This is a genomic window from Psychrobacter sp. T6-4 (assembly GCF_052258425.1).
Taxonomy (GTDB): domain Bacteria; phylum Pseudomonadota; class Gammaproteobacteria; order Pseudomonadales; family Moraxellaceae; genus Psychrobacter.
Genome location: NZ_JBQQEZ010000014.1, coordinates 64,407 through 77,877 on the forward strand (window position 1 = coordinate 64,407; position 13,471 = coordinate 77,877).

13 protein-coding genes are annotated in these 13,471 nt (G+C 45.4%); 5 read left to right on the forward strand and 8 right to left on the reverse strand.

Annotated elements, in window-relative coordinates:
• Positions 1–24: 24 nt before the first annotated feature.
• Positions 25–1,854, reverse strand: a complete 1,830-nt coding sequence (gene argS / locus ACTXGE_RS10615) for an arginine--tRNA ligase (RefSeq protein ID WP_317200534.1) — start codon at positions 1,852–1,854, stop codon at positions 25–27.
• 308 nt (positions 1,855–2,162) lie between these two features.
• Here argS and ACTXGE_RS10620 point away from each other — a divergent pair, with 308 nt between their 5' ends.
• The gene (locus ACTXGE_RS10620) at positions 2,163–2,384 is read left to right on the forward strand and encodes a DUF2788 domain-containing protein (RefSeq protein ID WP_317200533.1); all 222 of its coding nucleotides are present in this window, start codon (positions 2,163–2,165) and stop codon (positions 2,382–2,384) included.
• Here the strand turns inward: ACTXGE_RS10620 and ACTXGE_RS10625 are convergent.
• From ACTXGE_RS10625 to cmoA, 5 genes are all read right to left on the reverse strand, one after another.
• Entirely contained in the window at positions 2,374–3,576 is a 1,203-nt protein-coding gene (locus ACTXGE_RS10625) for a DUF1176 domain-containing protein (RefSeq protein ID WP_443543269.1), read from the reverse strand. The genes ACTXGE_RS10620 and ACTXGE_RS10625 overlap by 11 nt on opposite strands.
• Positions 3,577–3,625: 49 nt before the next feature.
• Positions 3,626–4,828, reverse strand: coding sequence for a benzoate/H(+) symporter BenE (gene benE, locus ACTXGE_RS10630; RefSeq protein WP_443543267.1), 1,203 nt, complete (start codon positions 4,826–4,828; stop codon positions 3,626–3,628).
• An 84-nt stretch (positions 4,829–4,912) separates the two neighbouring features.
• Entirely contained in the window at positions 4,913–5,944 is a 1,032-nt protein-coding gene (gene cmoB, locus ACTXGE_RS10635) for a tRNA 5-methoxyuridine(34)/uridine 5-oxyacetic acid(34) synthase CmoB (protein ID WP_443543265.1), read from the reverse strand.
• Between the two features lie 410 nt (positions 5,945–6,354).
• Complete coding sequence (locus tag ACTXGE_RS10640; protein ID WP_443543264.1) at positions 6,355–6,915, reverse strand: hypothetical protein; 561 nt, start codon at positions 6,913–6,915, stop codon at positions 6,355–6,357.
• Between the two features lie 305 nt (positions 6,916–7,220).
• A complete protein-coding gene (cmoA, locus tag ACTXGE_RS10645) occupies positions 7,221–8,006 on the reverse strand; it encodes a carboxy-S-adenosyl-L-methionine synthase CmoA (protein ID WP_443543262.1) in 786 nt (261 codons plus the stop codon).
• 211 nt (positions 8,007–8,217) lie between these two features.
• Between cmoA and msrA the strand changes: the two genes are divergently transcribed.
• The 4 genes from msrA to ACTXGE_RS10665 all read left to right on the forward strand — a co-directional run bounded on the left by msrA (position 8,218) and on the right by ACTXGE_RS10665 (position 11,940).
• The gene (gene msrA / locus ACTXGE_RS10650; protein ID WP_317200525.1) at positions 8,218–8,739 is read left to right on the forward strand and encodes a peptide-methionine (S)-S-oxide reductase MsrA; all 522 of its coding nucleotides are present in this window, start codon (positions 8,218–8,220) and stop codon (positions 8,737–8,739) included.
• Positions 8,740–8,852: 113 nt separating this feature from the next.
• Positions 8,853–9,536, forward strand: coding sequence for a thiopurine S-methyltransferase (gene tmpT / locus ACTXGE_RS10655; RefSeq protein WP_443543260.1), 684 nt, complete (start codon positions 8,853–8,855; stop codon positions 9,534–9,536).
• Entirely contained in the window at positions 9,533–10,249 is a 717-nt protein-coding gene (locus ACTXGE_RS10660) for a DUF1499 domain-containing protein (RefSeq protein WP_443543258.1), read from the forward strand. Before tmpT ends, ACTXGE_RS10660 begins: the two co-directional genes overlap by 4 nt.
• A 236-nt stretch (positions 10,250–10,485) precedes the next feature.
• On the forward strand, positions 10,486–11,940 hold the full coding sequence (locus ACTXGE_RS10665) for a lytic murein transglycosylase (protein ID WP_443543256.1): 1,455 nt from the start codon (positions 10,486–10,488) through the stop codon (positions 11,938–11,940).
• A 95-nt stretch (positions 11,941–12,035) separates the two neighbouring features.
• Here the strand turns inward: ACTXGE_RS10665 and ACTXGE_RS10670 are convergent, their stop codons facing one another.
• Positions 12,036–12,335: a hypothetical protein gene (locus ACTXGE_RS10670; protein ID WP_317200521.1), complete on the reverse strand. Its 300-nt coding sequence runs from the start codon at positions 12,333–12,335 to the stop codon at positions 12,036–12,038.
• 127 nt (positions 12,336–12,462) lie between these two features.
• The gene (locus ACTXGE_RS10675; protein WP_317200520.1) at positions 12,463–13,458 is read right to left on the reverse strand and encodes a DUF4062 domain-containing protein; all 996 of its coding nucleotides are present in this window, start codon (positions 13,456–13,458) and stop codon (positions 12,463–12,465) included.
• Positions 13,459–13,471 lie beyond the last annotated feature (13 nt).

Consider the following 13,471-nt stretch of genomic DNA (forward strand, 5'->3'; position numbering starts at 1 on the left):
CATGGATTTGGGTCTATAGCAGGGCTACATGCTAGTCGGTGCTGATAGTCCAAGCAGACCCAAACCATTAGCCAGTACTTGCCTGACCGCTTTGGATAGATGCAGGCGCGCTTGCATCATATCAAGCTCCTCCTGATTTGGCGTTGCCCCTGATGTCAGGCTCAATGGCAGGATACGATCACGGTCATACCAGCCATGAAACAGCGCTGCCAACTCTTTGAGGTAATTGGTAAGTATGTGCGGCTCATAACCCGTTGCTGCGCGTAGTAGCGTTGCCGGATAAGCCCCAAGCAGTTTAATCAACTCCTCTTCGCTAGGAGAGGTCAGCAGATGCTGCTGCTGTACGCCGATAGTATCATCTACGCTTAGACCATTATCTTCTAGCTTTTGGAGCACGCGATAAATACGCGCATGAGCATATTGAATATAGTAGACTTGATTGTCTTTACTTTGCGACTTAGCAAGCTCTAAATCGAAGTCCACATGCACCTCAGGTTTGCGCGCCACATAATAAAAACGCGCCGCATCATTACCGACCTCGCCTCGCAGCTCACGCAAGGTCACAAACTCGCCCTTACGCGATGACATCGGTACTTTTTCATCGCCGCGCCATAGGGCAACGAACTGCACTAGTACTACATCAAGGCGATCGGCATCGATTCCTAAAGCGAGTAGCGCCGCTCTCACGCGCGGAATGTAACCGTGGTGGTCAGCGCCCCAGACATTAATAACTTTATCAAAGCCGCGATCAAATTTGTTTTTGTGATACGCAATATCTGAGGCAAAATAAGTGGTTTGACCATTAGCGCGGCGTACTACCCGATCTTTTTCATCGCCAAAGTCTGTCGATTTAAACCAGATATTGCCGTCTTTCTCATATAGATAGCCTTTATCCTCTAAGATTTGTAGCACAGGCTCGATATCAGCATCGATAGAGCGCTCATGAAACCAGCACTCATAGCGCACGCCAAAGTCGTTGAGATCATCTTTGATATCCGCCAAAATACCATTTAGAGCCGCATCCAAAAACAGCGCATAGTCATCACCAAGCAATGCTTTGCTATTAGCAATCAAACCATCGATATGCGCCTCTTTATCACCAGATATCAATTCCTGCTCACCTGCCGCGTTGGTTTGATAATGCGCGTCTGCGGGCACATCTATGACGATATCGGCAAAGCGCTGCACGTATTTATCACCCTGTTCTGCTTTTATCGTCTCTGCAATATCGCGGACATAATCACCCACATAAGCGTTCGATGGAAATACAACCGTTTCATTATTGGCTTGTAAGTAACGCAAATAAGTACTGGTCGCCAAGATGTCCATTTGACGACCCGCGTCATTGACATAATACTCGCGCGTGACGTCATAACCGACGGCCTCTAGCAGGTTGGCAACGCTCATACCAAATGCCGCCCCGCGCCCATGACCAACATGCAGACTCGAGGTTGGATTGGCAGAGACAAACTCTACTTGCACCTTTTGACCCTCAAACTGATCGCTAAGACCAAAGCGTGCGCCTTTATCGAAGATGTCGTTTAACACGGCAAATTTAGCATCGCTATTTAAAAACACATTGATAAAACCAGGCCCTGCAATATCTACTTGGCGAATGTCTTGATTATCAGGCAATGCATCGACGATGCTTTGCGCCAATTCGCGCGGGTTTTTTTTAGCCGCTTTTGCCGCACTCAAGGCAATATTACTGGCAAAGTCGCCATGAGCGGTGTCTTTGGTACGAGTAATTTGGCTATTGTTTTGCCAATCAGCAGGCAAGATGCCTTGATCTTTTAGCGTTTGCGCAGCAGTATCAAACAATTGCGCTAAGGTGTCGATTTGGGCTTGTGACATAGGACTAGTAACTCAAATAAATAAAAGGCGCAAAAAGGGCGCGAAATATGGATAACTGGTAAATATAACAACCTTTAGGATCGATTGCATCTTTAATACAAAAAATAGCGTCACATTTTATTTCTTGGTTCAGGCTGGCAACTACAAAAGGCGTCGCTATTTTGCATCGAATAAAACACCTCTGTAGATGACCCATTAGTCGTATAGTTTGTCGCGTTTGTATTGTATCAAAGCACGGTTAGACGCATATCAGTAAGGTTACACGCTATAATGCGTTTTAATAATTTTGCCTGATATAGGATATAACTATGTTTGCTATCGCTGCTAGCACCGTCACCAGTTGGGGACTTTACGTTTTACTACCGATCTTTATCGCATTTTTGTTCTTTATTATGTGGGATATCTCCAAAAAGTCGGATGCAGGACGCGCAGGCACCTTTTGGATTTTCTTGGCTTTAGGTGCAGGATTTGTAGGCTTTTTACTCAAATTATTATTAGAAGTTGCCTTTAACAAATGGTTTATTGGTTAGGTTTAATGACTTCGCTGACATAAGTCGGCATCTGCCATGCGCCGCCTGCTTCTATGAGTCGGCATAGACCTGTAGTCATCTCACGGGTTTTGGCAAACGTTTTGCCGTCCCAAAGCCAATTCGTCATCGACCAGCAATCGCCCAAGCCTCGTCCTTTGTGCGCAGCAATTATTTTACCCTCATGATAGTCACTGCCTGCGGTCGTAATAAGCTTAGGATTGCTAGGTTTACGATGATCAATCAGCCAATACCCTGCACCAAAATTATAAGCGCCAGTCCAGCAACTATGCACGGCTAGGGTGTACTGCTTATCTACTGGTATAAACTCCCAGCCAAGCAGGCTTGAGCTATATTCTTGTCTGCTTTGATAGACTTGCGTTTTTGGATTGACAAGCTCGCAATCACCCATAATCTGCTCTGAGCCCATTAGTGACTCGGCATCAATATCGACCCATTTGCTAATATTGTTTTGCAGGTAGGTTAGCCTTGAGGCAGAGATCGGCTGATTATTTTTATCTGAATAAGCAAACGCTTTTTTGATCACAGGTTTGGCTATAGCCGTTTTTGGTACCTGTTGTTTGGAGTGCCGTTTACTCACCAAAGCGATCGGCGTCCCGACTCTTCCTTGTGTTTCGTCCAACTTCAATAATACTGCCCTCATACCTTTATCTGATATTTGCCATTGATACTCGCCCCTCTTAAATACTATTTTTGTATGCTTACGAGCCTTATCAATAAGCTGCTTAGTTTGAGCAGTCGTCAATCTTCCCCGGCCCATCTCATCAGTATTTAAGTCCACCTTACCGAAGTATTGATCATCGAGCCACAACTCAACAGAATCGTTTTGCCCTTCAATTTGAGCGATGATTTCGTTTGATGACTCCCAGTAGTTTAATACTACCTGTGTGCTGGGTATTTTCTCGCCTGCCGCTACAGTCATCATAATACTGCTGCGCCATTCGGCAGTTTCCTGCGTATACCCCGCCGCACGGCAAGTCAAGGTATTGTCGCAGATCACATGCCAGTCATCGCTGACAAAACCACTGCCCTCAAAAGGATCGCCGTAAGCCCCGTACGCGTTATTCAGTATTAGGCCTAATACACTAGCACTAAGCGCTTTGACAAGCTGATTTTGTACAACGAATCGTTTTGATAGCTGACGCATCATAGACTCACTTTTAAGAGCATTCATTGTTATCTTATTACAGCTACTGGTCAAAATCAGTTTTATTTTTATTGGTTTATGGCTTTACAAACATAGGCAGCAGGCGTTTTTTGGTCAGTACATAATGTGCAATCATACCGATAACCACGCCCCAAAATACTGAGCTTAATCCTAAGAACTGCATGCCAGAGGCGGTCGCCATAAAAGTAATCAACGCCGAATCCCTTTGCGCCTCATCCCTCATAGCGATATGGATATTGGCAGAGATGGCGCCAATGAGCGCAAGGCCCGCCAGCGCTGCGATCAGCTCTTTGGGCAATAAGCTAAATACCGCCACGATACTGCCCGCAAACAGCCCACCGAGTAAATAAAACAAGCTATTAGCGATACCTGCGATATAGCGCTTGCCCTTGTCTTCATGGGCGTCCTTGCCCGTGCACAAAGCGGCGGTAATAGCGCCCAAGGTCACAGTGATACCGCCAACGCAGGCGACCGCTAACGAGGCAATACCAAAGCTGCTGACAATAGGCTTTGCTGGTATCTCATAGCCACTTAATCTCAAGATCGCCATGCCTGGCAAGAACTGACCGCTTAGGCTGACCAGAATCAGCGGAATGGCCAAATTAAATACCGAGCGCCATGTCCACTCAGGGGCGATAAAGGTCGGTATCGTAATTGCCAAATCGATATCGACAGGATTCATTTTGCCAAACAGCAGGCTTAAGACGACGCCGCAGGATAACACCCAAATCATGGTATAGCGCGGCGTGTAGCGCTTAGCAAATAAATAACACACCAGCATACTAAAGACAATGACGGGCATAGTATCCGTCGCCACAAACAAATCTAGTCCAAACTGAAACAAGATACCTGCCATCATGCCAGCTGCGATACCATTAGGAATCAAGCGCAATAGCTTATCGAATGACCCTGTGATCCCAACTAAGAACACTACAATAGCGCAGATGATATAAGCCGCGACTGCCTCGTTGATACTCATCTGCGGGAACAAAGTCACCAGTAGCGCTGTACCGGGTGCTGACCAGCCGGCAACGATAGGCGTTTTGTATGTAATCGATAGATAAATGCCCGGTATCACCGCGCCGATGGAGATACCCCAAATCCAAGACGCCATCATCGCATCGGACACTTGTGCAGCTTGCGCCGCCTGAAAAAATATCACTAGCGGCCCAGCATAAGCGATAAGCACGGCTAAGAAGCCTGCGACCGAAGCGGACAGCGACCAGTCATTCTTCAAAGTCTTTAGTAAGCTTGCCATAGGGCGTCCTTGCAACTGAGCAATGAGCAGTCAGCACAATTATAAGAGAGTCTGTGATTTGTGATTGGGCATAGCTTATTAGTATTATTTTTTGGCAATGAGGGTCGCACGCATTGGGGCAGGATAGCCTTCTAAGGTCTTTGCCCGATCATTAGGATCTAAAAAGTCTGCCAGCGATTGATACGTCATCCACTCCGTTGCTCTCTGTTCTGCTGTTGTCGTCACATCAACATCAACGCAGCGCACCTCACGAAACCCTGCTTTTTCTAACCAACCGATTAATGCTGCGACGGACGGCAAAAAATATACGTTATTCATCTGTGCATAACGCTCATGCGGCACCAGTACGGTATTGGCATCGCCTTCAATCACTAGAGTCTCAAGTACCAGCTCGCCGCTTTTAATTAGCTGCCCTTTAAGCTGCTGCAAATGCTCAAAAGGGGACTGGCGATGATACAGCACGCCCATACTAAATACGGTATCGAACAATTGGCTGTGCTCAGGCAAAGCTTCTAATGGCACAGGAATATAATGGGTACGATAGTTATCCGCAGCGCCGACAAAATGCCGAATCGCCATAAACTGATGATAAAACAAACACGATGGATCAACGATTATTACCGTATCCGCGCCCGCCCCTGCCATACGCCAACCGTGATAACCCGAGCCGCCGCCCACATCTAAGATACGTCTATTTTTCAGCGCACTCAAATGCGGCGCTACTCGCTGCCATTTCCAATCACTATGCCACTCGGTATCTATCTTGATACCTGACTCATCATCGCCAATTTGACCCCCAATTTGAAAAGGCCCTTTACGCCACGGCATCAGCTGCTTGAGCAATGCCGTTGTTTGTTTGCGCTGAGACTCACTAAGATTCGCCTCAATCTTTAACGTATCGCTACCCAAATCGACACTATTGACGGTTAACTCTGGCAAACGCGCCACGGCCGCTTGATACGCTGGCGCATGTGCGTAGCGGCTTTTGTCTTTTATATCACCTAGCCACGTTGGTAAGTGCTTGAGCCACTCATAAGCGCTCGGCTGCTGCTGCGCCAGTGCTAGCAAGGTTAGATATAGTTCGCGTTCGGCATTAGCAATGGTTTGATTGGTCATAAAAATTTCAATTTTCGTTAAGTTATGATTAGATAGATAAGCGTTATAAGAGGAACAATAAAGACAAAAAGATTGGCCTCAACATCGCTTGCTTTAATAATGGGCAAATATGCAAGTCAGGGGACGGTTTTCTTTACCGATTTATTCGGCGCTCGTCCCTCGCGCGCAGCTTTCGTCTCGCGCTCGATTGAAGTAATGCTTTGTTGTTTCTTTGCTCACTCTCGGCAAGAGCAAAGCATAGTTTTCGTTTTGTACTCGGGCAGTGCTCTGCTTAATCCTCGGCAAAAAAGAAGCATTGTTCAAGCTTAGCATTTAGCGATATTCTGTAATTTTCGTAGGGTGCGCCCCGCGCACCGATAAGCAAAGATAATGACATGAACATTTACTTATGTTATCGATTTGAATATATCCTACGCCTGTCCTTGCAAAATCTCAGCCTCACTACGAAAGTCATCGTACTCAAAAACGTCATAACTGTTACTATGAGCTTTAAAAACAATTTTGCCTTCGTCTAGCCAGCTTAATAAATTCTTAGCATCGTCAATAATGTCAGGATAAAACTCATCTAAGATGTTATTTAAATTATCGTTTGCTACTGAGGTATCAAAATCTGTTAGACGGACACCATATACCATTCCAATCTTATCAAAAAAAGCATAACCATCGAGATAGAAGTGATATGTCATATAAATCGAATCGCCACAGTCTTTATCTCTATTTATAATTGAATGTAGATATTCTTTTAGTCGGTCGGCTTCAAATTTGTAAAAACCAACGTGCTTTGCAAAATTCTCGTAGAAATAATTGAAGCTCCCTTCAGAAGTATAATAAAAAGAGATCAACTCAAAATACAAGTTAGGATTACTAGATTCTAGTATATTATCTTCATACAGCCATTTTTCAAACGATTGTAAGCTTATCTTCTTTTTTAATACGTCGTGAATTTTTCTTTCAGCTATAGGTGGAATCATATTTATACCTTAGGTTTTATAAATTGGTGCGCGGGGCGACACCCTACAAACGATGCTCAAATTTGAATCAGGCGTAGATACCATCTTGCCAAACCACGCTAAATAGTCGCAAAAAAAACGATGTCACCGCTAGCCTCGATTGTAGCGGTTATCCTGCTGGGTGGGATGAGTTGCGAAGGCTTGGTTTGGGGCGGCTCGCAGAGCAAGAGACGCGCCAAAACTTAGCCTCTCGCCTCATACCAGCTAGCAGATAATAGCGAAAAGCGAGATTAGCTCCCCCAAATCATTCAAGACATTCAAACACCCTATCTAAACGCCACAATAGACACAAAGTTTAAAAACTGAAACCACGTCAGATGGCGCTTAAAACCAACTTGGTGTAGGCGCTGATGATGCTCGTCTAAGGTGTCGGTAATCAGTACGTTCTCAAGCGCGTTGCGTTTGCCGCTAATTTCCATCTCGCTATAGCCATTAGCGCGTTTAAAATCATAATAACGCTCGACCAGCCATGCATCATACTGCTCATCAAGCGCATGGGTCTTTTCGGTCAGCACCAGTATGCCACCCTCCTCTAGCGCATTATAAATATTTTCTAATACCGCTACCCTATCCGCTGCGGGTAAGAACTGTAATGTGAGGTTTAAAATGACCATATCGCAAGGCTCAAGCTCGATATCGCGAATATCAGCGGTAATCACTTCAATGTCATGCTCAGGATAATTATCACTTAGCAAAGTTTTGGCCTCTGTCGTCATCGCTGGAGAGATATCAACCGCTTTGATTTGCAAGTCATGTGGCGCAAATTCACCTGCCAGCGTCATTGTTGCCCCACCAAGTGAGCAGCCCAAATCATAGATGCGGCTAACTCTTTGCCCACTGTCGTTTTGCTGACGATATTTGCAATGACGACGGGCGAATATCGGTAGCATAGCGAGCACTTGACCGTAACCTGGGACGCTGCGGCGAATCATATCAGGGAAACAGGCGACCACTTGCTCATCGAAAGAGAAGCGCGCCGCTTTATCGAGTGGTGTGGTAAAGGGTTTATCAAAGATCGTATCGTGTTTGCTAGTAGGCTTGGCTTGGCTCATGAGACGGCTCGTTATGACAGTATCGTTGCTTGGTACGCATTGCAGACAGTAGAGGTAGCAAAAGCTCATTATAACATTACTGTTTGTTACTTATTACGTTTGGCATGCCTGCTAAGCTAAATGGGTATTGCTTGGGCAATGAAGTATTGAAAATCAAGCAGTTGCAACCATATAAAGACCCTAGCGCACATTAATAATAAAAGGAAAAAATATGCAAACGATCGTATTAGGCGGTGGCTGCTTTTGGTGCACCGAATCCGTATTTTTATCGGTAAAAGGCGTGCAATCTGTCGTCTCAGGTTATATGGGCGGGGATGCGGCTACGGCCAATTATCGCGCGGTTTGCGGCGGCAATAGTGGTCATATTGAAGTCGTCAAAGTAGAGTATGATGAGTCTGTCGTACCGTTAGAAGTGATCCTTGATGTGTTTTTTGCCACTCATGATCCTACTACAATGGATCGCCAAGGCAACGATGTCGGTAGCCAATATCGTAGCGCAGTGTTCTATACGGACGAAGATCAAAAGCCTACTGTTGATCGCACGATCAACAAATTGCGTGACATGGGTCTGGGCATCGTCACCGAAGTGCATCCTGCTGTTGAGTTCTACGCCGCTGAAGATGAGCATCAAGATTTCTTCAATAGAAACCCTAATCAGGCGTATTGTAACTTCTCAATTCCGCCCAAGCTTGCCAAACTACGTAAAGAGTTTAGTCAATACATGGTCGCATAAACGCTTAAAACTGTTAATGACAGATAAAGCCAAGGGTTAATACGCTTGGCTTTTTTATTGCGTTTAGCGGTATGATAATCGCTGATGAAGGATTTAGGATTAGGAAAAACGGTATGAATGCAGAATTTTGGCAAGCGCGTTGGGGTCAGGGTCGTATTGGCTTTCATAAGTCTGAGGTCAATCCGCTGTTGCTCAAATATTTTACGGCCCTAAAACTGAAAAAAGGTAGCCGAATATTAGTACCTTTAAGCGGTAAATCGTTGGACATGACTTGGCTGGCGCAGCAAGGTTATGAAGTCGTCGGTATTGAGCTGGTCGAATCCGCGGTGCAAGCCTTCTTCGCTGAGCAAAATATCTCGCCAACTGTACATCAGCATGCAGATAATTCCGCTATTAAATATTATCAAGGGAAGCTTGCAAATCAAATGATTACTTTATGGGTCGCTGATATCTTTGCCTTAACGGCTGATGATATCGGTCACATTGATGCGGTCTATGACAGAGCCGCGCTAATCGCTATGCCAGCTGATATGCGACTAAAATATAGCGAGCAGATCCGTCAGGTGAGCGGTAATGCGACGCAACTATTGATTACCCTTTATTATGATCAAAACCAAAAAGACGGCCCGCCATTTTCTGTCAGCCGTGAGCAAGTACAGCAGTATTATAGTAATGATTATCACATCACAGAGCTTGAAAATAATGCTTCGACGCTAAATGCTAATGCCGCTCTTAGCGTCACTGAACACGTTTGGCTATTAAGCGATCCACGAATCAATCAAAGAGAAGCCTTATGAAAATTGTCGTCAGTCTCATAAGCGTGATTGCTTTTTTATTAGTGCTACTTCCAGGCCCCCTGTACAAGTTTGGCATTGTCGATCTAGGGAGCGCCTTTGTAGGCTTTACTTTTAGCATGCTGGCAGGTGGTATCGCGTTGATTATGCTAACTATTCAAGCTTTGTTTAAGCGAGAGACGCTGACTATCTCTAGTGTCCTGCTAGCGGTCACTCTGTCTTTGATTGCCATCATCATCCCCCTTGGTATGCTGAGCACCGCCAAAAGCGTTCCTCCCATTCACGACATCTCAACTGATATGATCAATCCGCCGCAGTTTGTCGCTATCGCCCCGCTACGTGCTGATGCACCAAACCCTGTTGAATACGCGGGTAGCGAGAGCGCCGAGCAACAGCGCGACGCGTATCCTGATATTCAAACCCTTACTTACTCACAATCGCAGAATGAATTGATAGAAGCTTGCGAACAAGCAGTAAATAATTTGGGCTGGGATTTGGTCAATACGGATACGAGTACAGGTATCGTTGAAGCCACAGACACGACGGTGTGGTTCGGCTTTCAAGATGATGTTATCGTACGCGTTACAGACCAAGGTGATGAGCGTCTGCTCGATATCCGTAGTAAATCACGTATAGGTGGCAGTGACTTGGGTAAAAATGCTGATCGTATTCGTGACTTTGTTAAGGAGTTGGATGAGGTTTTGGGTTTGCATTAAAAAACTCATTCGGTAGTGTATCTAAAAACCTCTATTTAACTACCATAAAACCACCTGTTTGATATCAGTACTAGTTAAAACTCACCAGAAGGTGACAACAAAGTGATAAGAAGTAACGAGGTGATTCAACATCTTTTCTTTATCCATAGGATTGGGTACTCTAAAGCATCTTTATCATACTGAACGCTTGATTACTCTACTCATACGGACACTTTTGCCACTTATAGGATATTTTCATGCGCATATCTACTCTCTCACTATTGACTGCCGCTATTGGTATCAGTCTTGCCAGCACCGCACAGGCCGCCAAACCTGACGCCCCTTACTTATCTAATAGTGAGTTTCAGCAGTGCTTGGATGGACTCAAAAACTCTAGCAAGTTTCGCGGAGTCGATAGCTTCACCTTTAATAACTACCGCCCGAATGAGCCAGATCCTAGCGTGATTCAATCGCTCAACTATCAGCCTGAATTTCAAAAGGACGTTTGGGATTATCTATCGGCACTCGTGGACAAAGAGCGCGTTGAGGACGGTATCCGCGCTAAGCGTCAATGGGGCGACACCCTACGCCAAATCGAATCGCGCTATGGTGTCAAGCCTGAGCATGTTTTAGGCGTTTGGGGCGTGGAATCCAACTTTGGGCAGACTTTGGGTAAAAAGCCTTTGTTTGAATCTCTAGCCACCTTGTCTTGCTTTGATCGTCGTCAGAGCTACTTTCAAGGTGAATTTGCCAATGCGCTAAAGATCGTCCAACGTGGTGATATCGCGCCAAGTGATATGACAGGCTCATGGGCTGGGGCATTTGGGCAGACGCAGTTTATGCCAAGTACCTTTTTGGAATTGGCAGTGGATTTTGATGGTGATGGTCGTCGTGATTTGGTCAATAGTGTGCCTGATGCTCTCGCCTCCACTGCTAACTTTTTGGACAATCGCGGTTATCGTAGCGGCGAGCCTTGGGGTTATGAGGTCAAGCTCCCTGATGGCTACTGGGCAGCATCAGACCGCAAAAACAAAAAATCTATAAGCCACTGGCGTAATCAAGGCTTGACGTTAGCCAACGGTCGCTCTTTGCCTTATGATTTAAATAGCGCAGGATTGCTATTACCAGCAGGCATTGATGGCCCTGCGTTCTTAGTCGGCAAAAACTTCGATACTTTTTATGCTTATAATGCTTCAGAAAACTATGCTTTAGCTATCGCGCATTTATCTGATTTGATTACGCGCGAAAACAGCAGTAAAACCGACTTTGTCACGGCATGGCCGACCAATGACCCTGGTATTAGCCGTCAGCAAGCCAAAGACATTCAGCAAGCACTGTTGGATGCAGGTTATGATATTGGCGGCGTTGATGGCATCATCGGTGATAATACGCGCACCGCCATCCAGCAGTATCAAACTAGCCGCGGTATCTTCCCCGCTGATGGCCGCGCAGGACAGAATTTTTATCGTACTATCTTCGGTAGCACCGCGCCAAGCCGCACGCAGTATACTAATCAATATGGGCAACCAGCAGGCGCACGTCCACTAACCCCAGCACCAGCACCAGCTGATCGTATGGGTCAGTTGATTCAACGGCAGACGACGATTGCGCCAAGTGCGCCCTCATATTCATCACCCGCGCCAGCGAGTACCGTTCGCTACCGCCGCGTTGTTGGCGATGATGGGGTAACGCGCTTAGTACGCATTGATTAAAACGCCGATTTTATAAATTGAAGATAAATAAAAGCCACGCTATTAATAATAGTGTGGCTCTTTTTATACTGGTTTTAATAAGTCAGAATTTAAAATTATACGATAGGCGGTGGATTAGGTTCACCATTGTCGCCATCCCAATTCTCACGAGCTTTATCATCGAGATCATTTGGAGTTTTGGGCTCCCATTTACCGTTTTCTCTCCAAGTGGCATCGCCCCAATCGTCATCTTCTTCTTTTCTGTCTAGATCTTTGTAGGCTGCACTAGGATCGATACCGCGGCGCTTCATATCAGCCACTTGTTCTTCTAACGTGCGAAACTGATCCGCGTCATGCATCTGGTTTTCTAGATTGTCGATATCTTTTCTCAAATCATCTCTTTTAGAATCAGTCATTATGTTCTCCTTGATAGGTTTGTGTTTTTTAGTCATTAATCATTATTTATATTATCTATCACTCACTACAAAATTGATAACATTAGCTCGTATGCTTTGTATTACAAAACGTAGTCTTAGCTACTCACTATAGATTGTGATCAAGCTCTTGCTGATCTTTAGATAAGCTTTTGGCGTAAAAGGTAAGCTTCCAAAGCTCTTGCTTGACCCTGGTACCAAAGGTCGTCAGCTCAATCCAGTTGGCGGCGACTAATTGCCGCTGTAACCTATTGAGATCATTTTGCGTCATTTGACAGCGCGTTACTGCATGAACCTTAGGCATAAGCTGCTGAACATCGCTCTCAGCTTTGCTAGCGATTAGGCGATTGATGCTGCTTTGCAGACCGTAGCTTGAAAAGGTTGGCGATATTTTGATAAGGGCTTGGAGTATATCAGACCACATCAAAGCCATAGGCATGGTCACCTCTGTCAGATTACCGCCTTCATACGCATGAGCGCTGTACTGAAAACTAAAAATATCAGTCAGTACGATAGGCCGGCTCAGGCCGGTTGCAGAGGAGATAGTAGTAGAGCGAACGTCTTGGTTTTTGGTAGATACTGAGCTTTTGCGCGGCGCCTGCATGTCAGACTCATACTCAGGTAGCGATTGCGTGCGCGCCTTTGTCCAGCTGCCCATGATCTTGTGATTGTTCACAATATCATTATGCGCCTGTACCAGCAGCGGCTCAATATAAGTACTTTCATCATAGTAATACACATACTTTGCATGTTTTTCGACGGTACGGATAAACTCTGTTAAAGAGGGCTCAAGGCTGATAACGTGATGATGCGTCTTTATAACGATCAGTAGCGGCTTTAGCTTAGCCTCGGCGCTTAGATAACTTAGATGCATCTGACTGATGCCAGTACGCTGCGTGGTGCCATAACTATCACCGATGATGATTAACGCATAATCACAAGCCTCAATGCATTGACGCCCATATAAAGAGGCTTTTGGCAGTTTACTTGAGACGTCATAAGTCAAAAAAGCACGCTCTTGAAAAGCTATTGCTACACTATCTAAAATCAAAGACTGATCGTTGTCAGCATGTATAACATGAATGTGATAGCGGTAATTTGGCACAATACCCTCTAAT

Coding starts and splice junctions, on each gene's coding strand:
- argS (WP_317200534.1), bottom strand. CDS start 1,854: ATGTCACAAGCCCAAATCGACACCTTAGCGCAATTGTTTGATACTGCT.
- ACTXGE_RS10620 (WP_317200533.1), top strand. CDS start 2,163: ATGTTTGCTATCGCTGCTAGCACCGTCACCAGTTGGGGACTTTACGTT.
- ACTXGE_RS10625 (WP_443543269.1), bottom strand. CDS start 3,576: ATGAATGCTCTTAAAAGTGAGTCTATGATGCGTCAGCTATCAAAACGA.
- benE (WP_443543267.1), bottom strand. CDS start 4,828: ATGGCAAGCTTACTAAAGACTTTGAAGAATGACTGGTCGCTGTCCGCT.
- cmoB (WP_443543265.1), bottom strand. CDS start 5,944: ATGACCAATCAAACCATTGCTAATGCCGAACGCGAACTATATCTAACC.
- ACTXGE_RS10640 (WP_443543264.1), bottom strand. CDS start 6,915: ATGATTCCACCTATAGCTGAAAGAAAAATTCACGACGTATTAAAAAAG.
- cmoA (WP_443543262.1), bottom strand. CDS start 8,006: ATGAGCCAAGCCAAGCCTACTAGCAAACACGATACGATCTTTGATAAA.
- msrA (WP_317200525.1), top strand. CDS start 8,218: ATGCAAACGATCGTATTAGGCGGTGGCTGCTTTTGGTGCACCGAATCC.
- tmpT (WP_443543260.1), top strand. CDS start 8,853: ATGAATGCAGAATTTTGGCAAGCGCGTTGGGGTCAGGGTCGTATTGGC.
- ACTXGE_RS10660 (WP_443543258.1), top strand. CDS start 9,533: ATGAAAATTGTCGTCAGTCTCATAAGCGTGATTGCTTTTTTATTAGTG.
- ACTXGE_RS10665 (WP_443543256.1), top strand. CDS start 10,486: ATGCGCATATCTACTCTCTCACTATTGACTGCCGCTATTGGTATCAGT.
- ACTXGE_RS10670 (WP_317200521.1), bottom strand. CDS start 12,335: ATGACTGATTCTAAAAGAGATGATTTGAGAAAAGATATCGACAATCTA.